The sequence below is a fragment of the Chryseobacterium sp. X308 genome (assembly GCF_020733145.1).
GTDB lineage: Bacteria > Bacteroidota > Bacteroidia > Flavobacteriales > Weeksellaceae > Chryseobacterium > Chryseobacterium cupriresistens.
Genome location: NZ_JAJFZH010000003.1, coordinates 93,345 through 115,154 on the forward strand (window position 1 = coordinate 93,345; position 21,810 = coordinate 115,154).

A 21,810-nucleotide genomic window follows, 5' to 3' on the forward strand; every position below is an offset into this window, starting at 1 on the left:
AAAGTATATAAAATCAGAATGATAGAAATCAGAAACATATCAAAAACATTTCATCAGAAAAAACAGTCTTTCAAAGCACTGGATAAGGTAAGTCTTACTATAGATAAAGGAGATATCGTAGGAATTATCGGTTTTTCAGGTGCAGGAAAAAGTACGCTGATCCGTACCGTTAATTTATTGGAAAGGCCGGATGAAGGACAAATTATTATTAATGGAAAGGATTTTACCAAACTTAGCTCCAAACAACTGGCTGAGGAGCGTAAAAAAATCGGAATGATTTTCCAGCATTTCAATCTTCTTTCTTCAAGAACTGTTTTTGATAATGTAGCGCTTCCTCTGGAACTGGATCATACCAGCAAGGACGAAATCAACAGAAAAGTAAACGAACTCCTGAAGATCGTAGGCCTTGAAGATAAAGCCAATGATTATCCAAAAAGCCTTTCAGGCGGGCAGAAACAAAGAGTGGCCATTGCCAGGGCATTAGCCAATGATCCTCACCTTTTGCTTTGTGATGAAGCAACCAGCGCACTGGATCCGGCAACAACACAGTCTATTCTGCAGCTTTTAAGAGATATCAATCAGAGACTGGGAATTACCATCCTTTTAATTACCCACGAAATGGAAGTCATCAAATCGGTCTGCAACCACGTTGCTGTGATCGACAAAGGAAAATTATTAACAAAAGGAACTTTAAGCGAGATTATTTCGGATAAAGAACACCCGATCATCCGCCAGTTCATCAATTCAGACATCATGACCCTGCCACAGGAACTCAGCAGCAGACTGCAGAAAGAACCAAAAGAAGGTTTATTTCCGCTGGTCGAAATAGAACTTAACGAAAACATCAGTGTTGAACAGATTCTTTCAACACTATACAGCCAATATAAAATCCCTTATAAATTGTTAAAGGCAGATGTAGAATATTTTGGAAATTCCAATTTCGGTAAACTACTTTTACAGCTTCAGGGTGAGACTGAAGAAAACCAGCAGGCGATCTATTATTTCAACCAAAATAAAATTCAAAATACAGTAAAAGGATATGCTTAGTGATACGGTAATTGCCCTTTTGGCAAAAGGAACCTGGGAAACGGTTTACATGACATTTTTATCCGGATTCTTTGGATTTGTACTTGGACTTCCGGTAGGAATCATGTTATTTTTAACCAGAAAAGGACAACTGCTGGAAAATACCGCCTACCATAGAGGATTATCTATTCTGGTTAATATTTTCCGTGCCATTCCCTTCATTATTTTAATTGTATGGATGATTCCTTTCACAAGGATTCTGGCAGGAACTTCCATTGGAGTGAATGCTGCTTTGGTTCCGTTAAGTGTGGGAGCTGCTCCTTTTATTGCTAGACTTGTAGAAAACAGCCTTATCGAAGTTCCACACGGTCTTATAGAGACGGCAAGAGCTTTGGGAGCTTCTCCGCTGCAGATCATCAGAAAAGTATTGCTGCCCGAAGCACTTCCTTCATTAATCAATAATGCGACAATCACTTTGATTACCTTAGTAGGTTACTCTGCAATGGGTGGTGCTGTAGGAGCTGGCGGACTTGGACAGGTAGGTTACCAGTACGGATATATCGGATATGATATTGTAATTATGAATACCGTTTTGATTCTGCTTGTTCTTTTGGTTTTCATCATCCAGTTTATGGGCGACAGATTGTCAAAAAGATTTGATCACAGGTAGTTTTTGGGTGAGAGGGTTTGAGAGTGGGAGTGTTTGAGGGTTTGAGATTTGGGGTGCGAGTTTCGGGATATGGGGATGGATAAGATCACTTTTTACTCCTTTGCTTCAATAGTATTTAAATAAAAAATAGAATGAAAAAAATAAAGATTTTTGGTTTAGTGGCTGCCGGAATATTGCTGTTCAGTGCCTGTTCGGGAAGAAAGGATGACCCGAACTTTATCCGTGTCGGCATTACTTATGGACCGGAACAGGAAATTGCTGAAGTAGCTAAAAAAGTGGCTAAAGATAAGTACAATCTTGAAGTGGAACTGATCCCTTTCAACGATTATGTAGTTCCCAATGAAGCTTTGACTAACGGAGATATTGATGCCAATGCCTTCCAGCATATTCCTTATTTAACGGAACAGTCCAAGCAGAGAGGTTATAACCTTGCTCCTGTAGGCAATACATTTGTGTATCCTATTGTAGCCTATTCAAAAAAAATTAAAAACGTTGGTGAATTACAGGCAGGCAATACAATTGTTATTCCCAATGATCCTACCAACGGAGGACGTTCCTTACTTCTTTTACAGAAAAATGGCCTGCTGAAATTAAAAGACGGAGTTGGACTTCTACCCAAAGTAACGGATATTACAGAGAATCCGAAACAGCTTAAAATTATGGAGATTGAAGGAGCACAGATTCCAAGGGTTCTGGATGACAGAGATGTTGTTGTGGGGGTAATTAATAATAATTTTGCAGCACAGGCAGGTCTGGATCAGGAAAAGCAAGGTATTCTTGTTGAAGACAAAGATTCTCCTTATGTGAATGTAGTAGTCGCCAGACAGGATAATAAAAACAGCCAGAAAGTAAAAAACTTTGTAAAAGCCTACCAGTCTCCGGAAGTGGAAAAGAAAGCTAAGGAAATCTTCAAAGGAGGTGCTGTGAAAGGATGGGATTGATGAGTTGGAGGGTTTGAGTGTGGGAGAGTTTGAGAGTTGTGAGAGTGGATTCGGGATACGAGTTTTCGGGTTGGAGAGTAAGAGGGTTTGAGTGGAGACTCCTTCGGAATGGACAAACTGCACGCTATACCTATACGTCCGCCTTGTCTTCCGTAGGAATCTAAACACTGTGTTAGGAGCGTTGTAAGATTCGAGGTGTTGAATGAAAGTATACGGGAGTAGCTTCATTCGTCTTTTACCGTTTTGCAATTTTGCTTTTAGCCTTTTCACTTTGATGTCTCAACATCAACTTCTCTTCAGTTTTCCGCATTTACAAATACAATATTTAATAATAAGCTGTCTGCAAATAATCAGGCAGTTTTTTTATTTGTCAATTTTTTATTTTCTCAATTTGAGATAATAAAAATTTTCTCTATTTTTGTTTTTAATCAAATAGAAAGGCATTATGTTAAAGAAAACCGTCATTATAAGTTTATTCACCTTTATTTCTGCTTCTTATATGGCTCAGACCAATACTACCATTCCTGTTTATCTGGATGAATCCAAACCTGTTGAACAGCGCATTCAGGATGCATTATCAAGAATGACCCTGGAAGAAAAAGTAGCTATGCTTCACGCACAGTCCAAATTCAGTTCACCGGGTGTGCCAAGATTGGGAATCCCGGAATTCTGGACCACTGATGGCCCGCACGGGGTTCGTCCTGAAGTAATGTGGGACGAATGGGATCAGGCCGGATGGACCAACGACTCTATTATCGCCTACCCTGCCCTGACTGCTTTATCTGCAACATGGAACAAAAAAATGTCATGGAACTATGGGAAAGCATTGGGCGAAGAAGCCCGTTACAGAAAAAAAGATATTCTTCTGGGACCTGGAGTTAATATTTACAGAACTCCACTAAACGGCAGAAATTTTGAATACATGGGTGAAGATCCTTATCTGACATCCAAGATGGTGGTTCCTTATATTAAAGGTGTACAATCTAACGGAGTGGCAACTTCTGTAAAACATTTTGCTCTGAACAATCAGGAAATGTTCCGTCATACAAGTAATGTGAATGTAGATGACAGAGCGTTGTATGAAATTTACCTTCCTGCTTTTAAAGCAGCGGTAACAGAAGGTGATTCGTGGACGATCATGGGAGCTTATGATATGTACAAAGGTCAGTATGCCAGCCAGAATCAATATCTTTTAAACGATATTTTAAAGAAAGAATGGAATTATAAAGGCGTAGTGGTATCCGACTGGGGTGCTGTAAACAATACAGAACAAGCTATCCACAATGGTCTTGATCTTGAATTCGGTTCATGGACCAACGGACTTTCTGCAGGAACTAAAAATGCCTATGACAATTATTATCTGGCAAAGCCTTACCTTGATTTGATTAAAGCAGGAAAAGTAGGTACTAAAGAATTGGATGACAAAGTAACCAGATTACTTCGTCTTGCTTATAAAACAACAATGAACCGTAACAAGCCTTTCGGAAATATTGCTTCCGAAGAGCATAAAGCGGTTGCCAAAGAAATCGGAGAAGAAGGAATTGTTCTATTAAAAAATCAGGGGAATATTCTTCCGATTGATCTTAACAAGGCTAAAAAAATAGCGGTTATCGGAGAGAATGCCATCAAAATAATGACTGTTGGCGGTGGTTCTTCATCTTTAAAAGTGAAATATGAAACGCTTCCTTTAGACGGAATCAAATCCAGATTCGGAAAACAGGCTGATGTACAGTATGCAAGAGGCTATGTAGGAGATATCGGAGGAGAATATAACGGAGTAAAATCCGGACAGGATTTAAAAGACACCCGATCTGAGGCTGAATTATTGAATGAAGCCGTAGAATTGGCAAAAAAATCAGATTACGTCATTTTCGTAGGCGGACTGAACAAAGCGGACTTCCAGGACAGTGAAGGAAACGACAGAAAAAGCTATGGACTGCCTTACAACCAGGATCAAATCATCTCTGCTCTGGCCAAAGCGAACAAAAACCTTGCTGTGGTTTTAGTTTCCGGAAATGCAGTGGCTATGCCGTGGATCAAAGAAGTTCCAACGGTTGTACAAGCCTGGTATCTTGGTTCCGAAGCCGGAAATTCTATTGCTGCCATTTTAGCCGGAGATGCCAACCCGTCAGGAAAACTTCCGTTTACATTTCCGGTAAAGCTTGAAGACAATTCAGCACACCAGCTGGGAGAATATCCGGGGCAGAAAGATGAATTGGCAGCAGGAAAAGGAAAAGACCAGAAAAATCCTATCAATATTACGTACAACGAAAGCATTTTTGTAGGATACCGCTGGCATGACACAAAGAATATAAAACCACTGTTCAGCTTCGGGCATGGATTGAGCTACACTACTTTTGAATTCGGAAAGGCCAAAGCAGACCAGACTACTATTTCACAGGACGATAAAATCACATTTACAGTAACCGTTAAAAATACAGGTAAAAAGGCAGGTGCTGAAGTGGCCCAGCTTTATATCAGCGATTTAAAATCTTCTGTTCCACGCCCTGCAAAAGAATTGAAAGGTTTTGAAAAAATATACCTGAATCCGGGAGAACAGAAAGAAGTGACTTTCACCATTGATAAAACGGCTTTAAGTTATTTTGATGCTCAAAAACACGATTGGGTAGCTGAACCCGGAGACTTTGAAGCTCTGATTGGAAATTCTTCAGATGCCATTAAAACCAAAGTAAAGTTTACCCTTAAATAAAACTGAGATTTAAGAGTATAAACACTATTTATAATTATTTGATAGAATGCAAACAGATCCCGGATTGGGGTCTGTTTTTTTTAATTTTTCTCCCAAAGATTACAGAGATTGCACAGATTTTTATAGACAATCAAGGACGTACCTCACTACTTCCAGCTTCCAGCCAAAAATAAAAAGCAGATTCCCAATTGAAAACCTGCTTTTAACGTATCTAACAAATCCTGAATTATTTTCCGCCGCCGCCGTTTTTCTCTACGTCGGTTTTTGTATTTTCCTTTACCTTCTGGTTTCCGAAACGCTTTACAAAAGTAAGGGAAACACCATACCAGTCCCATTTTGAGTATTCTCTGAAAGTCCCGTCCGCGCTGTATGTTGTGTTATCGCCATAAGGCCTTTTAAAGATATTCATCAGCTGCATGCTCAGCTCCATCTGGGTTTTCGGGAATATTTTAGTCACTGAAATATTATGGAAAACATTGGTATTGTTGGCATATGAGTTACCGTTATTCTGATTGGCAAGTTCCATCCATGCGCTTACATTAATGTTTTTATTAAACAGATTAGTATAAGATATATTCGCTGAAGCTCCCCAATAGCTGATATAATCCTTAGCTCCCAATTTATTCTTCTCGTTAAAATCCTTATTATTAATGTAGTACCATCCAAATCCGGCATTCACATTCAGTTTATTTTTCAGGAAATTCTGATTGGTATTGGCAAATAGGTAGTATTTTTCAACCTTTCCATCAAAGTTCCCCGGCAATGAAACTGTTCTGCCGTTTTCCGTAACGTACGTCGTCCAGTAATCCTGATTCGTATGCATGTATCTTGCAGAGATAAAGTACTTTTTCAGAATTCCAAACTTCAGATAAAGCCTGTCATTCGGGTTGGGATTCAGATAAAGGTTTCCTCTGGAATACGTTCCGTTAATTTCAGGCATAAGGAAGGGATTAAATTCAGAATACCAGGGTCTCCAGATGCTTCGGTTGTAGGTAAGACTCAGGTCAAACTTCTCTGAAAAACTATATTTCAGCAATAAGTTGGGAAGAAAAGAGCCGTAAGAATCCCTTCTTTCCGTACCTGCCACATCCTGTCTTACTTTATAATCAATATATTCGTAACGGATTCCGACTCTGGTTTCCAGTTTTTCAAAAAATGTCTTGCTGTAATTGGCATATAAGGAGCTCAGATGATCTTCATAATGGAATCTGTCATTGCGGGAAAGATTAGCGAATTCCGGGATGGCATTATCAATGCTGAATCCATACAGGCTGTTAGGAATAACATGGTTGTTTATTTCGGTCTTCCCTCCTACTTCCATGGTGCCACCCGATTTACCAAAAGGTTGTGTATAATCAACTTTCAGATAATAATTACGCATCTGATTGCTACTGATAACGCCCAGCTGCTGATGGGTTATCACCCCTTGCTTAGTAATTTGCTTGTCGATCAGATTATCATTATTATCACTGGAATAATTGGTTCCTAAATTAATATCTAAAATCCTGTTTTTCTCTTTATCATAATATTTATAGAAAGCATTAGTCCCCAGATTACGGCTGAACCCCCAGTTGTTTTGGTTCTGGAGGAAAGATTCTCCCGGATCTCCGTCTTTTGTAGTGGTCCCATCAGATTCTGCAGTATGAAAATTCCTGTTTTGTGAATATTCCAGTACAAGCCCGAAGTTATTTTTATCATTAATTTCAAACTCCGAAGTGGAAGAAACAGAAGGGCTTTCATTTCTCATTACATTGTTCAGATTAAACTGCGTAAGTTTATTTTCCGCATAGCGGTTATCCCATGTCTGATTCGTCTGTACATAAGTTCCGTTATTATAACCTCCTATAAGGGTTTGGGTAAACTTTTTCTTATGGTAGTTAAGGTTGAAATTCGTGTATTGCGAGTTTTTGGTACTTTGTCTGTTGTTGAGAGATATGCTTCCTTTTAATCCTTCATCATCCCTTTTTTTAAGGACAATATTGATTACGGAACCGGAAGTTTCATAACGGGAAGACGGGCTGGTGATCACTTCAATTTTCATCAGGTTATCGGCAGGAATTGTTTTAAGATATTCCTTGAGCTCCTTGCCTGTAAAAACAGATTTCCTATCATTGATATATACGGTAACCAATTGTCCCTCAGCTTTTACCTCATCATTGTTATCAATACTTACCAGAGGAGTCATTCTCAGCACATCCCATGTTGTATTTCCCGCCAGAATTGCACTATTCGCTACATTAAATACAGTTCTGTCTACTTTAGATTCTACGGTTGGTTTTCTGGCAACCAGCGTAACCGCTTCTATTTCTTTTGCATTTCCTTTTACAGTATCGTTGGCAGCCGGAGCTGGAGCCTGTTGGGCCATTGCTGATACGCCTGCTAATATTGCTATGGGAAATAATATTATTTTCATGTGAAATTATAGTTTTTTCTATAAGACCACTATCTTCATTAATATGTTACATCAAAAAATAAAAAAAAATAAAATAATTATTTAATTTTCAAGCATATAACAATTAAAACGTAAACATAAATTTAAAAATGATGTAAATTTTTCAATAAATCAAACCAATAAAACTCACTTCCATTATAAATATTCTTAAAAAACAATATTTATACGAAATTGAAAATTTTATTTAAAATTCCAATAGTTTGACCAGCAAAAAAGCCCGGATCTCACCCGGACCGTTAGCAATAGCAAATTGACAAGGATTACTATTAAAAATATATGCTAGTTTACACTTTCAAAGTAATGAATAACACCTACCTCAGGCAGACGAAACGGATCTTTATTAAAACCGGATTCTTTATTCCTGCTGCTTTCCAGAAAAGAATTACTGAAAAGTGCATAAGAAGGCTGTTCAGCGACTCCGTTTTTCAGAAGCTGATGAGCCTCCACGATTGTTTTTCCATATAATTTTCTGAAGTTTCCGATATTGTACTGTGAAAAAGATCCGTAGTGGACAATAAACTTGAGAGCCAGATCAATTTTTGTGCTTAGGCTTTTACTGAGCTCTTCAATTTTCCTGTTGAAAGCAGTCCGCATCTTCCACAGCATTGTTGAAATACTCTGGTAAGACGGATTTTCATCATAACGGTAAAATAAAATGGCATCTCCCTCAATCTCGGAAATTTCAAAATACTGATCGTTCACATCAATGAGTGTCGACAGTAATTGCCGTACAATATACTCGCCTGTATACAATTTTGTATTGAACACAAATTCGGTAAATCCGCTGAAATCCGGAATAAGAATAATCCCCTCCTGTATAGTTGTTTTCATAATGATAATGGATTAAAAACCTGCTTCATCATTACAGACGAAGCAGATTCAATTTTACTTTATCATTTTAAGACATTAAAAAAAATCCTGTGGAAATTTTACTTCTATTTTTAAACAACAATCATCAGCTCCTTATCATATCCATTATACTTTTCGTCAATATAACCATGAGGATTACAGATAATTTCCGTTTCTCCGATCTTATATCTTACGGGAGTATGAATATGCCCGTGAATCCAGTACAGAGGCTGATATTCTTTGATGAAATCTTCCAGATCAGAAGCATAGGCCGCTGTTAAAGGATCATTTTTGTAATGTTCTGGAACTGACTGTATGCTGGGTGCATGATGGGTAACGACAATATTTTCAAGTCCTTTTGAGTCTTCAAGACTTTCTTTTAGCCATTGTTTTGAAAGCTGATGAATTTTAAAGGTATCCAATGTTCTCATTTTCGAATAGGAAGGATCTCTTCTGATCATTTTATAGTCATTCATCTTAGATTGACAAAGCATTCCGTACTGAACAGGATTTCCAAAGATGGAAAAATCCGTCCATAAAGTGGCTCCATGAAAACGAATACCTTCAATGTCTATAAATGAATTTTCCAGCACATAAACATTGGAACCCAGGGCTGCTTCTTTAATCTTGTGAAGTGTTTTCGGATATGAGCCTTTATAATATTCATGATTGCCCAAAACATAGATGACAGGTTTATCGGATATAGTTTCTTTTATCCATTCAATTCCTTTGGTTCCCAGATTGACATCTCCTGCCAGCACAATTATATCGGCATGATCAAAACATAATTCCGTACTTCCAAATTCCCGGTGAAGATCGCTGATAACCTGTATTTTCATGATATATAGTAAACAGCAAAGGTAATAAAGGGAAGCAGAATAACAAAAATCAAAAAAAAAGAACCGGCACCTAAGCACCGATTCTTTCGTCATATAGTTTGTGTATTTTTAAGCCCGCTCGTTATGAAACGGCTACTTCTGCCTGCTTCACTTTTATGCTTTTCAATATAAAATAAAATAACATTCCTAGAGCCAGTAAAGCGTAACTGATCAAAATAATCAGATTCAGGCTTCCCACAGAAAGTTCTGACGGAAAAATCTGGCTCATTAAGGTCATAAACGACAATCCGATTCCTGCTCCCAAAAAGTAACTTGTAGAGCTCAAACTTGATGCCAATCCGTAATCTGAAGGTTCAACATCCTGAATTCCCATTACTGAAAGTGCGGTAAAACAGAACGTCATTCCTATTCCTGAAATACATGCCGCTCCAAGCAAAACCATAGTCAGCGGATGTCCTGCGTATACAGAAATTAAGAGCAACAAACCACCGGCCAGCATAAACAACCATCCTAAAACACCCATTTGAGAAGAACTCAGACGTTTTGATATGTGTGGAAGAATAAATTTAGCCGTTAAAGCTGACAGAATACTGAACGGAACAAGCATTAATCCTGCAGAAGCAGCGCTGTAGCCCATATCTTTCTGAAGCATCAGTGAAATCAGGAATAAAAATCCGATAAAAAATGCTCCCAGAGTAAAGAATACAGCATTGGAAACTACTAAAGATCTGTGTTTAAGCAGTTTTAAATCTACCAAAGGCTCTGCAACGGATTTTAAACGGTAGTACACCATAACAAGAAGTACTAAAGCGAGTATTAAAGAACCTGTTACCAGGAAAGGCTGTTCTTTGATGTGAACCAATTCGTGCGTTCCGTAAGTCAGGCTTAGCAATCCGAGCACCATCAATATTCCTGAAACTATATCGGTTTTCTGAGCGGTTTCGCTTTTTTCATCTGTTGGCAGATAATAGTACGACAGCACCAATGTGATCAAAAGAATAGGAACATTGATCAGGAAAACCCAATGCCAGCTCAGGTAAGTACTGATGATTCCTCCTACTGAAAGCCCGCTCCCTGAACCAATGGCAGCAAATGAACTGAAAATTCCGATGGCGCGGTTTCTCTCCTGCTCTCCTCTGAAAGTATTGGTCACGATTGACAATGCAGAAGGCATTACCAATGCTGCTCCCAGTCCCTGCAAAGCACGGAATACGGCCAGCACTTCAAAGTTCTGAGATAGTCCGGCTCCTAACGAAGTCAGCATAAAAATCAGCGCTCCCCATAAAAACATTTTTTTTCTTCCGATCTGATCTGAAAGCTTTCCCCCAATGATCAGAAATCCGCCAAAGAATAACACATAAAGCGTCTGCAGCCACTGAACTGTCTCGGCTCCAATCTGAAACTGCTGCTGAATAGAAGGAATGGTCAAATTAATAATGGCAATATCCAACGCCTCTACAAATGTTCCTACCGATGCTAAAATTAATATTACATTCTTCCTTGTATCCATGTTTCAAATTTCCTGCAAAATTAAAATTAACAGAACATATTTGAAAATTTAACCTTAAATTTGGAACAATATTGAATATTTAAAATATCTGAAAGAACAAAACATCTGATACACCATAAAAAACCTATAAAAACAGAACAAAATGGCAACTGAAAATTATATTCCTGATGAAAAAGACTTATCCATCCTCCGTCTGCTTCAGAAAGACGCAAAGATGAGTGTCCGTGATATTTCGGCCAGGATCAACTTAAGTCCTACACCTACGCATGAGCGTATCAAACGTATGGAAAAACAGGGAATCATTAAAGAGTATACTGCTGTGGTTGACCGTAAAAAGGTTAATAAAGGAATGATGGTGATCTGTATGATCGCTTTAAATGTTCACAACAAGAAAACTGCGGGAAAATTCATTGAGGAAGTGGGCAGATTGAAGGAAGTGGTAGAATTTTACAATATCAGCGGGGATTTTGACTTTATGCTGAAGATCCTTGCTCCCAATATGGATGAATTTCATGAGTTTTTCGTGAACAAATTATCAGAAATTGAAGGAATCGGCCAGACGAAGAGTATTTTTGTCATGAACAGCATTAAGGAGAGTGCACAGATTGTTTAAGACAAATTAAAAAGCAGCTGCGTGAAAACATGCAGCTGCTTTTTATAATCAATCAATATTAGATTAATTTTTCATCATTTATTTCCAGTAATTCCAGACTGATCCGTCAAATACCGCCAGTGTTTTACTAACTGTATCATAGCACATCATACCCGGATAAGGATTTTTCACATTAAGATGCGGTGCTGCTATCTGAGGAAGAATCATCGCTTTATTCTGAGATTCCAGAACCAATACGCCATCGGCAGAACTTGCAGCCTCCCCCATAATGACTCCTTTTCCCGTTTCTGCAGAATTATTATTGATAACCACACTTGAATTACCGGCATCTGACAGGGATTTCCAAACATCATTTTCATACATTTTTACTTTGTTATCCGTGACATCAAAGATGAATGTTCCGCTCTCTAAAGATCCTGCAGGAAAACCAGATGTTGCGGGAAGAATTATACCCTTTGTATTTCCTGCCACGTTATCAAAATCCAAGACCGTACTGTTTCCATCCACGGATTGTTTACCAATCGCAACCTGAGCAAAAAATGTATGGGAAACAACCAAAGCAGCTGCTATACTTATTTTTTTTATATTTTTCATACTTATTATCGGCTTAATCATTACAGCTTCTTTCTACACATTTCCATTCCGTACCGTTGTACAGTTTTACACATTTATCCTGAATATCATACAGAAGCATTCCTTCTTTCGGTTCTGCGATGGCATCTCCGGGCTGTGGCGTCTGGCTTACATGCTGAACCCTGGTAATGACAAAGCCTTTATTTTTTGATTCCATAGCCAGGAACCCGTTAGGTATATTTTCAGGCCACGAATCGCTTTTCTGCTGTATGGTAATTCCAAATTTTGTATATCCGTCAGGAGTTCCTGAAATTCCGGGCTTTGTACAAAATCCGTCGATCTCATCAATAATCACGGGAGCATTTCCACAGCTTGTTTTGTCTTCTGATAGTCCTTCGGGCCAGAGAGCAGGACACATGGCTTTGGTTGCATTGGGTCCGCAGAAGCTTGAATTCCCCATTCCCAATCCTATAACAGATCCCATGGCAATGGTTACGATCTGGCTGTCATCACTGATAATGGAAGCTCCACCACCACCACTTACGTCTGCTTTTGCAATACAGTACGCTCTTCCGGTAGGAACACCTACATATTCAACAGAAGGGTATGTCGTAGACTGCTGGGTAAATGTTCCGCAAATTTCTACCACACTGCTTGTTCCCATTTCAATAACGGAAGTTGTTCCGGGATAGAAACCGCCAAATGTCGGGTCTTCCTGAATCACTGATCCTACAAGAGATAAGAAAGATTTGGTTCCCAGTTTAATTTTTGAATTTTTCTGAGACCCGAAAGTTCCTACTTTCACAGTTCCTGTACATTTAACACTTGTTCCGTCAGTAATTTCCAGAATCCCATCAACCTGAATACTATTGGATTGCAGCTGTCCGGATTGTATAATAAGGGCAGCCCCGTTCGGAATGCTGATATTGGTACTTACACTTAGGTTTCCATTGAGGCAATACGTGTTTCCGCTTGTCATGGCCTGCCCTGTATAAGGAATACACTGAGCATAGGCTACAGCACTGAAAATGAGCATTAATAAAAAAATCAATTTTTTATTAAAATTTAAAAAAAATAGTTTATTCATATACATTTATAATACTTTAACAAATTATTACTGCTTTAATAATAAATTTTTAAACTTTCAACATCATCGACCCCACTAACAACAATTAACATACCAAACAATTGTTTAATTTTTTAATACTTACATGATATTTTACCACCCTACATCATTACCGGCGTTGTTAAAAAACTCTTATAAATGTTACACCACAACCAACTACACCTTACAAATTCTGTTTATATTCAGCAGAATTATTTTTCAAATTTTTACATTTCAAATCGTATTTTCACCCTGTGTTTAATAGAAATAATTCTGCACTTGTTGATATAACAGGTACTTCTTTATACAGCAAGCCTTTCAAAACCTAGCTTGTTTTTAAAACCTACGCAGTTTTTAACTGAATACAGCAATAGATAATCTGAATAGCAGATCTGAATGAAAATTCACATTAAAAACCGTAAATTTGCAGCATGAATAACGATACGATATGCGCGCTGGCTACGGCCAATGGAATAGGTGCTTTAGGCATCATCCGTGTTTCAGGAAATGAAGCTTTATCTGTAGTTCAGAAAAGTTTTCCGGCTAAAAATCTGGAAAAACAGAAATCCCATACCATTCATTATGGCTATTTTATGGATGAGGAGGAAGCGATTGACGAAGTGATGCTTTCCATTTTTCTGGCACCGAAAAGTTTCACCACTGAGAATTCTGTGGAGATTGCTTTTCACGGCTCTCCGCATATCGGAAAACGTATTCTTGAAACCCTGATCAAAAACGGAGCGAGAATGGCCAAAGCAGGAGAATTTACTCTTCGTGCCTTTATCAATGGGAGAATCGACCTTTCCCAGGCAGAAGCGATTGCCGATGTGATTGCTTCTGAAAATGAAGCTTCGAGAAAAGTTGCGATCAATCAATTGAAAGGGGGAATTACCAACGAAATATCTGTATTAAGAACGGATCTTTTAAATTTCGTTTCCTTAATTGAGCTGGAACTTGATTTTGCGGAAGAAGATGTGGAATTTGCTGACAGAAGTGCTTTAAGTGGATTATTGGATAAAATTGAAGTCAAACTAAATTCTTTGATTGAAAGTTTCCAATACGGAAATGCCATTAAAAACGGAACTGCTGTTGCCATCATCGGAAAACCGAATGCCGGAAAATCTACGCTGCTGAACTCTCTTTTGAAGGAAGAAAGGGCGATTGTGAGTAATATTGCCGGAACAACGAGAGATACGATTGAAGAAGTTCTTCATATTAAAGGTCATGCTTTCCGGTTAATTGACACTGCCGGACTTCGTGAAACGGTAGATGAAATTGAAGCAATCGGGGTAAAAAAAGCTAAAGAAAAAGTAGAAAACGCCAATATTCTGGTGTATCTGGCAGATGCTGCTACCGAGGATTTTTCTGAGGATATTGAAATGATCCAATCTTTGTTAAGAGAAGATCTGAAGCTGATTATCTGCGCGACAAAAATTGACGAAGTAATTCCCACAAAATACGAAACGGTAGAAGATATTTTCAGAAACGCCATTTCCCACGATTTTGATTTTATTAAAATCTCAGCAGTTGAAAATCAAAACATCCAGGATCTGAAAAATGAGCTTTCTTCGTATGTGGAACATTTGAAAACTGAAGAAAATAATGTTGTGATCACCAATCAACGACACTTTGAAGCCTTAAGAAAATCCATGGATGCGGTTCATAAAGTAAAAGAAGCGATCTCTTTCCAGATCTCTACAGAATTACTGGCGTACGAGCTTAGAAATGCACTGGAACATCTTGGAGAAATTTCCGGAGAGGTGACCAATGATGAGGTGCTGGGGAATATTTTTTCTAAGTTTTGTATCGGGAAATAACCCCAATCTTCTTTATCATATTTTAAGAATTTTGAATTCAAAATATAAAACAGCCTTTTTTAGGCTGTTTTTTTGTTTATTGAAGTCTCTGTTTGAAAATTTGGAATTTTGTTGCCTCAAAGTCAGGAGACTTTGCGGAGCGGTGATTTTGTGTAATAGAATTTTAGTAACTAATATTTTTCACCTATCATATTAAAAAGTAATTTATGGTTAACCATAATAAATATGAATAGTAATTTATTATTTTTGATTAACAAAACAGCCATGAATGAAAATTAAATTTGTAGAAATTCAGAACTTTAGAAAATTGCAATCATGTAAAATTGATTTTTCAGAAAAAGAGACAATTTTTGTAGGAGCAAATAATAGTGGTAAGACGACTGCTATGGATGCTCTGATAACATTCCTTAAAATCAAAAATTTCAAAACACAAGATTTCACTTTGTCTAATTGGAAGAAATTAAATGATATTGCTGGGATTTGGTTAGTAGTAAAGAATTAAGCGATGAAGAAAAGTCTGTTTAACAAATACTTGGAAATTATAAGTCTTTTTAATTATGAGTAGAATATCTGAAAAAGTAAAGAAAGAATTATTAAAAGTTCTTTTGCAGCAAAAAGACTTATTTGGCGAAAAAGATGAACTTTTTATAGTAAACTTATTAGATTTATTGTTAGACCTTAGATCATTACCTTCACAAGATAATAGATTTGAAAATGCCTATGAAGATACTAATCAACATTTTATTATTAATAATGATTGGGAAATAGATTATCTATTACAAGAAAGGTTTAAAATAATAGAGAATGATGAAATTTTCACCAATTTTCTAAATTATATAATTAGTCCTGAAATTAGAGAAAGTGAAGATAATATAATTAAATACTATTTATTAATTACACCCTATCTTGAAAATGAAGGCTTAGCGTATGTAATATCTAATTACTCAGACAGTAATTTGCCAATTTATGAGTTGGGAGTAAAAAAAAATAATAACGGACTACCTTATGATTTAATAACCAACAAAATTAACTTTTATGTTTTTCATAGACCCGAAGGTAAGAAAGGCTATCCTCATTATGATTTTTATCCTAGTGAATATCCATCATTCGGACTTTATCATAATAGTGGCTGGAATGATTTTAGTAATTTTTCAGAGTATGAGTTATTCTACTTTACAACTCAAGAAGATTCTATGAGTATTGGAAATGTTAAAATCATAAAAACAGATAGCAATAATACTCCTGACAACATTGAAAATAATTTTTCGAGTTTATCTGAAGAGTATTGTTCTTTAGGACAATCCATTGAGTATTATGAAAATTTTAAGAGTATTTTTGGCAATGACTTTTTATCAAAATTATGGGCTTTAAAGGATGCTGCATTTTTCACAGATATTCAGGAGAATTTTGAAAATGATTACTATTTTAAAAACTCACTGATTAGATATGATGAACAAGAGCAAATCTTAAGAAGTATTAAATATCGTATTTATGATTATGATCTGAAAAATCTTTATAGTTTTAAATATCATTTTCAACCTAAATATTCTGAAAGAGGTATAGGCATAGATTTTAATTTTGATAGTGAATCAGAAGTACCTAATCGTATTTATGCATTGATAGGGAAGAACGGAACAGGGAAAACACAATTAGTATCAACTTTACCCTTAGATATTTCAAGAAAAAGGAATCAAAGTTTTATCCCCAAAACACCTTTGTTTAGTAAAGTTATTGCTGTATCATATAGTATATTTGATAAATTTGAAATTCCTCAAAAGAATTCTAGCTTTAATTATGTTTATTGTGGACTAAGAGAAACTGATGGTGAGTTGTATTCTGAAAAAGGATTAAAATTAAGATTTCATAATTCATGGAAAAAGATTAAATCTAATAGGAGGTTTGAGAAATGGATGAATTTGTTACCCCTCTTTATGGATACTGATTTAGTTAACGAATTTATAGTTGAGGATGAAGATGACCCTCTTTCACATACGGTTGATATAAAGGCTTTTAATGGAGTTTCTGGCAAATTAAGTTCTGGACAAAGTATTTTATTATATATTCTTACTGAAATTGTTGCCAATATACGCTATGATTCATTGATTATATATGATGAGCCTGAAACTCATTTACATCCTAATGCAATATCCCAACTAATGAATACTGTTTATGAATTAACCAATGAATTTCGATCTTATTGTATTATTGCAACACATTCACCACTTATTGTTAGAGAAATTTTATCTAAAAATGTGTATGTTCTTGAAAAAGAATCAAACATCTTAGTAGCCAGGAGGCCACTAATAGAAACTTTTGGTGAAAATCTTACTATAATTACTGAGGAAATCTTTGGAAATAGAGATGTTCCAAAACAATTTAAAATTATTTTAGAAAGATTGGTAAAAAAAGGATATTCTTTTAATGAGATTATTGATTTATTACAATCTGGAAATATTCCACTTAGCCTAAATGCAATGATATTATTAAAAAGTATATTAAATGAAGAATCTTAATTCATATACAGCTGATACTTGTGTTTTTTTGGATGATATAATTAACGCAAAAAGATACTCTAAAAAAGATCCTGATTATAAAGTTAGATTAAATCCTCTTATTCCTAATGTGAAGGTTTGTTATGGGGAATATTTGAGAGCTCATAATGCTAATAATCATTTAAGTCTAATTTCTTATGATTACAAAGATCAAAATAAATCTGATTTATTAAAACTATACTCTCCCCAAAATAGTAAATTAATAGATTTTAAAAACTCAAGAACTACTGTTTATGATAATAGAGTAAAGAAAATATGCCAATATTGTACAATAAACTCAGCAAATACACTAGATCATATAATACCCAAAGAAGAATACTCAGAATTTGCTGTCAATCCTTTGAATTTATTACCTGCATGTTCGGAATGTAATGGTTATAAAGGAGAATATTGGAAAGATGGAGATCGCAGACTTTTTTTAAATTTATATACTGATGTTTTACCAGATGAGCAATATCTTTTTGTTGATTTTATATTTGATGTAGGGCTAATTGAAACAAATTTTAAACTTGATAACAGGAATGGGATCGATACAAATTTATTCAATCTTATATCTTCTCATTTTTCAAGAATGCATTTATTAAGTCGATTTAGCATAAAATCTTCTGATATAATATCTGAGTTAACCAATTTAATAATATCTAGTAAGTCCAAATTAGGTGAAGAAGATGTTAGAGAAGTAATTTTAAATAAAATACAAAAAGACAAAGATATATTTGGAAATAATTATTATAAAAGCATCTTAGAAGAAAGTCTGGTTAATTCAGTTGATTATATGAAAAAGTTTTTTCCATAAAAGCACAATATTATTTAAACTAAGAATATCAAATACTGTTCACTAATCGTGATACTATTTTTCTGTAAACCTACATCAGCAGGAAGTAGTGCACATTCCGTATCGAGAAGTAAATTCTATCACCACTCAAAAATTTCAAATCCGCAAACATAAAAACAGCCCTTCCAAGGCTGTTTTTTAATTTATTAAAACCTCTTCAACAAAAAAATAGCGAAAAAGGGTAATTTCCTGGTACTTGTCTACACGGTACCTTTATCAAAAATAAGTATCATGAACGCAATTATTAAAAAACTATCCATTTTAAGTGTGCTGATTTCACTGATGAGTTTCTGTTCCTTCCTGTTTGCGCAGGTTTATCCAATCGGACAGATGTTTTTGACTACTTATGGTCAGTCTTTTACCATGTATAATACAGGAGTGATTGTTCAGGATGGCAATCCGGGAAATGCCGGCCAGGCCGTATATGATCAAACCGGAATTAACTATTTACTCTTGCCGTCTGCCATTCCTTACCAAAAGGCTTTTTTTCTGGATTTTAATAAAAATATTATAGAGCTGGATTACAGATATGGATACCGCATCGTGGGTTATTCCAATATTCCAGTTCCTCCACCGCCGCCTATGTATCTGCCAAAGCCTACGTACGATAATCAAATAGGAATTGAAACCGCTAACGGATTAAGACCGCTACCCACCCAGATTATTGACGAGCAAAAACCTTATGGGGATGTCATGATGACCAGTGAGCAGAATGCCGTGGATTGTTATAAAAATTCTTTGAATTTTGATGGCTCATTAAACCAGTTGAAATTCGGGGACTGTATGGTAACGAATATGGCAGGGCAGAAAGAACTTGAAATTTATAAATGTGCCAAAAACTCAGCTACCATGGAAGAACAAAGCCTTTGTATGCTGAGTATTTTAGGCGGTTCAAAAGAAAAACAAATTACCCGGGATATGTTGAAGTGCTATAAAGAATATGGCGGCAATTATGAAATGTATCCCCTTTGTTTCGCTGATAAAGTCAATGATCCTGAACTCAAGCAATTAGTTTCCTGCTTTAAAGATCAGGCCAACAGTGGCGAAATATCTTTCATGGGAACTGCCGTTTGTTATGGAGCAGGTAAGCTTAATCTGAATACGGAAGCTCAAATAGCCGTAGAATGTGCGGTAAGCACCGGGGGCCAGCCGTATGCATTTGCAGGATGTGCGGGCGGCCAGTTAACCTATCGTGAATTAAATAAATGTCTAACAAACGGAGTTGGTGGTGACAACGGATGTTTCGGAAAAAATAATACGATTGTTAAAGGATTAAACCAGATTGGAGACGCTTTAAAAGGTCAGTTTGGTCCTAATAACGATATCGTCAAAACATGGAATACGACCGTTCATGATTTACAATATGGCCCCGGAAAAAATCATGAAGCGGTAAAAGTGGTCAGAAACATTAGTAACGAGCTTGGGAAAGCAGGAACTAATGTAGCCAAAGAAATAAAAAAGGTAGTGCCCAAAATAAAAATAAAATGGTAAAGCTGATCTTCTGAAAATAAAAACTGATATGTAACTCTTTTTATCAACGATGAAATCCAATATCCTGAAGATGTTGGATTTTTCATGACCTCATTGATTTGGTGCAAATTGAATTAACAAATCAGGAGAAGTCTGTATTCACCATCATTTTCCACAGGTGCCCTGTGAACACATGGCAAAGCGGATTGCTCAGGATGATCTACTGCAATACGCCAAAGATGGCCAATTCCTAAATTGACAGGCTCTGCATCGGGCTTAGGCTGATAATGAAGATCAAAGAAATACTCTTTCAGGAAGTCTTCAAATTCGTCTTCAGTGCCATCATATAATTTTTTGAGCTGTTCCCGGACTTCAGGAATTAAAATTTTCTGTTCCACCTGATCATTAGCGATGATATCACTCGCTGTTCCGTGATAAGTGCATAGAAAAGTATCTGTTGCAACAGGCGAACGGTCTACATGATACGAGTATACATCCGTTGAAATAAAACCAAGCTCTTCATCCCGTTCATAGTTTTTAAGCAAATTAAGAACCGGTGAAGCTCCGAAATCTGTCAACAATTTCAAATCATGTAAGATAATTCCTCTCGCCACATTCCCCTCTTCCGTCAGCTGCAGTGCTAAGAGATCGTCTGAAGAAACTACTGTGATATTCTCTTTCAAACGAAGCTTGGAAACAATTTCTGTAAAATCACCGGCCAGGTTTCTCTGCCAGCAAACCGCATTCCGGGCTCCCTGAAAAGAGGTATTTACAAGTTCGGAAAAAGAAGAAACCACCTCTATTTGAGGATTGTCAGAAAATGTATCGCTCATATTTTTAAATAAACCCTTTTAGCGGGTTAATTCTCTGCAAAAATACGGAATAGGTTGTTTATAAACCTTCACTACAAAAATCCTGATATCTTTTTATAATGGAATTTTATTTTACCAATCTTCTCTTGAATTCATATCATATTTATTCCTAAATTCGAACAGACTATCCGTCAATGAATTAACCCCTACAACAGCTATGCAAATTTTACCATCCGCCAGCTTAGCACCTTATATAAAGAGTTATACTATTGTTACCATTGATAAGGACCTCCGGGATGAAGTATTTTACCCCAGCGGATATGTAGATCTGATTATCAATATCTCCGGTGGTTTTGCTGCTACCACAATCAACGGTAAACAAAAAGATACTCCGGGTATAGAATTACTGGGACATCTCACTGTTCCGACCCGTCTCAGCGCAGCAAAAGAAACTTCAGTCCTTATAGCAAGGATCTACCCACATGCCGGCAGCTTATTTTTTTCTGATCCTTTGTCAGAATTTACCAACTATGCCACCGATATGTACGACGTAACAAAGAATGAGAGCAGAGAAATATACGACCGTATCATGCAGGCTGGCGATCTTTATTCAAAAATCAGTGTTTTAGAAATGTATTTTCTTCAACAGCTGAAAAAAAATGAATCCCAGATAAAGAAAGCCGCAACAATCCAGGCACTCAGCCAACAGTTTTTTATGAATGAACACTCATTAGATTTACCTGCCATGGCGCAAATTTCAGGGCTGTCAGAAAGGTATATCCAAAAGCTTTTTCTTGCTCATATCGGGATACCCCCTTCATCTTTTGCTGCGGTTACCAGATTTAACAAAAGCCTGCCCATGGTTCTCAACACCCGGAAACCCCTTACAGCGATAGCTTATGAATGCGGGTATTATGACCAGGCACATTTTATTAAAGAGTTTAAAAAATTTACAGGCATTACCCCTTCCGCATCCAGACATTCACTGATCAAAAATGATACGGATCTTCAGCAGGCTGTTAATATTGGTTTTTAG

At 36.6% G+C, this 21,810-nt stretch carries 18 protein-coding genes; 11 read left to right on the forward strand and 7 right to left on the reverse strand.

What is annotated here, in order from left to right; all coding sequences use genetic code 11:
• The first annotated feature begins 18 nt into the window (after window positions 1-18).
• The 4 genes from LIV57_RS05930 to LIV57_RS05945 all read left to right on the forward strand — a co-directional run bounded on the left by LIV57_RS05930 (window position 19) and on the right by LIV57_RS05945 (window position 5,347).
• Window positions 19-1,047, forward strand: coding sequence for a methionine ABC transporter ATP-binding protein (locus LIV57_RS05930; protein WP_227941850.1), 1,029 nt, complete (start codon window positions 19-21; stop codon window positions 1,045-1,047).
• Window positions 1,040-1,696, forward strand: a complete 657-nt coding sequence (gene metI / locus LIV57_RS05935; RefSeq protein WP_120231802.1) for a methionine ABC transporter permease MetI — start codon at window positions 1,040-1,042, stop codon at window positions 1,694-1,696. Before LIV57_RS05930 ends, metI begins: the two co-directional genes overlap by 8 nt.
• Window positions 1,697-1,827: 131 nt before the next feature.
• Complete coding sequence (metQ, locus tag LIV57_RS05940) at window positions 1,828-2,637, forward strand: methionine ABC transporter substrate-binding lipoprotein MetQ (RefSeq protein WP_227941851.1); 810 nt, start codon at window positions 1,828-1,830, stop codon at window positions 2,635-2,637.
• A gap of 499 nt (window positions 2,638-3,136) precedes the next feature.
• The gene (locus LIV57_RS05945; RefSeq protein ID WP_410673362.1) at window positions 3,137-5,347 is read left to right on the forward strand and encodes a glycoside hydrolase family 3 C-terminal domain-containing protein; all 2,211 of its coding nucleotides are present in this window, start codon (window positions 3,137-3,139) and stop codon (window positions 5,345-5,347) included.
• 226 nt (window positions 5,348-5,573) lie between these two features.
• Here the strand turns inward: LIV57_RS05945 and LIV57_RS05950 are convergent, their stop codons facing one another.
• The 4 genes from LIV57_RS05950 to LIV57_RS05965 all read right to left on the reverse strand — a co-directional run bounded on the left by LIV57_RS05950 (window position 5,574) and on the right by LIV57_RS05965 (window position 10,997).
• Entirely contained in the window at window positions 5,574-7,760 is a 2,187-nt protein-coding gene (locus LIV57_RS05950) for an outer membrane beta-barrel protein (protein ID WP_227941853.1), read from the reverse strand.
• Window positions 7,761-8,078: 318 nt separating this feature from the next.
• Entirely contained in the window at window positions 8,079-8,630 is a 552-nt protein-coding gene (locus tag LIV57_RS05955; RefSeq protein ID WP_227941854.1) for a DUF2652 domain-containing protein, read from the reverse strand.
• A gap of 110 nt (window positions 8,631-8,740) precedes the next feature.
• A complete protein-coding gene (locus LIV57_RS05960; protein WP_227941855.1) occupies window positions 8,741-9,487 on the reverse strand; it encodes a metallophosphoesterase in 747 nt (248 codons plus the stop codon).
• Between the two features lie 121 nt (window positions 9,488-9,608).
• Window positions 9,609-10,997: an MFS transporter gene (locus LIV57_RS05965; RefSeq protein WP_227941856.1), complete on the reverse strand. Its 1,389-nt coding sequence runs from the start codon at window positions 10,995-10,997 to the stop codon at window positions 9,609-9,611.
• Between the two features lie 142 nt (window positions 10,998-11,139).
• Here LIV57_RS05965 and LIV57_RS05970 point away from each other — a divergent pair, with 142 nt between their 5' ends.
• Window positions 11,140-11,610, forward strand: a complete 471-nt coding sequence (locus LIV57_RS05970) for an Lrp/AsnC family transcriptional regulator (RefSeq protein WP_131435042.1) — start codon at window positions 11,140-11,142, stop codon at window positions 11,608-11,610.
• Between the two features lie 78 nt (window positions 11,611-11,688).
• Here the strand turns inward: LIV57_RS05970 and LIV57_RS05975 are convergent, their stop codons facing one another.
• Together LIV57_RS05975 and LIV57_RS05980 are read right to left on the reverse strand one after the other, a co-directional pair.
• A complete protein-coding gene (locus LIV57_RS05975) occupies window positions 11,689-12,204 on the reverse strand; it encodes a hypothetical protein (protein WP_227941857.1) in 516 nt (171 codons plus the stop codon).
• 13 nt (window positions 12,205-12,217) lie between these two features.
• A complete protein-coding gene (locus tag LIV57_RS05980; protein ID WP_137904720.1) occupies window positions 12,218-13,219 on the reverse strand; it encodes a hypothetical protein in 1,002 nt (333 codons plus the stop codon).
• Between the two features lie 500 nt (window positions 13,220-13,719).
• On the opposite strand from LIV57_RS05980, the gene mnmE reads away from it, so the two are divergent.
• The 5 genes from mnmE (at window position 13,720) to LIV57_RS06005 (ending at window position 19,983) form a co-directional block, all read left to right on the forward strand.
• Window positions 13,720-15,105 carry a tRNA uridine-5-carboxymethylaminomethyl(34) synthesis GTPase MnmE gene (mnmE, locus tag LIV57_RS05985; protein ID WP_110010585.1) on the forward strand — a complete coding sequence of 462 codons (1,386 nt, stop codon included), beginning with the start codon at window positions 13,720-13,722 and terminating at the stop codon, window positions 15,103-15,105.
• Window positions 15,106-15,373: 268 nt separating this feature from the next.
• Window positions 15,374-15,607 (forward strand): AAA family ATPase, encoded by a 234-nt coding sequence (locus tag LIV57_RS05990; protein ID WP_227941858.1) that lies wholly within the window; start codon window positions 15,374-15,376, stop codon window positions 15,605-15,607.
• Between the two features lie 55 nt (window positions 15,608-15,662).
• The gene (locus LIV57_RS05995; protein ID WP_227941859.1) at window positions 15,663-17,618 is read left to right on the forward strand and encodes an AAA family ATPase; all 1,956 of its coding nucleotides are present in this window, start codon (window positions 15,663-15,665) and stop codon (window positions 17,616-17,618) included.
• Entirely contained in the window at window positions 17,605-18,453 is an 849-nt protein-coding gene (locus LIV57_RS06000) for an HNH endonuclease (protein ID WP_227941860.1), read from the forward strand. The genes LIV57_RS05995 and LIV57_RS06000 overlap by 14 nt, the downstream gene beginning before the upstream one ends.
• Before the next feature lie 270 nt (window positions 18,454-18,723).
• Window positions 18,724-19,983 carry a hypothetical protein gene (locus LIV57_RS06005; protein ID WP_227941861.1) on the forward strand — a complete coding sequence of 420 codons (1,260 nt, stop codon included), beginning with the start codon at window positions 18,724-18,726 and terminating at the stop codon, window positions 19,981-19,983.
• 113 nt (window positions 19,984-20,096) lie between these two features.
• Here the strand turns inward: LIV57_RS06005 and LIV57_RS06010 are convergent, their stop codons facing one another.
• A complete protein-coding gene (locus LIV57_RS06010) occupies window positions 20,097-20,795 on the reverse strand; it encodes a DUF1826 domain-containing protein (RefSeq protein ID WP_227941862.1) in 699 nt (232 codons plus the stop codon).
• A 196-nt stretch (window positions 20,796-20,991) separates the two neighbouring features.
• On the opposite strand from LIV57_RS06010, the gene LIV57_RS06015 reads away from it, so the two are divergent.
• The gene (locus LIV57_RS06015; RefSeq protein WP_227941863.1) at window positions 20,992-21,810 is read left to right on the forward strand and encodes a helix-turn-helix transcriptional regulator; all 819 of its coding nucleotides are present in this window, start codon (window positions 20,992-20,994) and stop codon (window positions 21,808-21,810) included.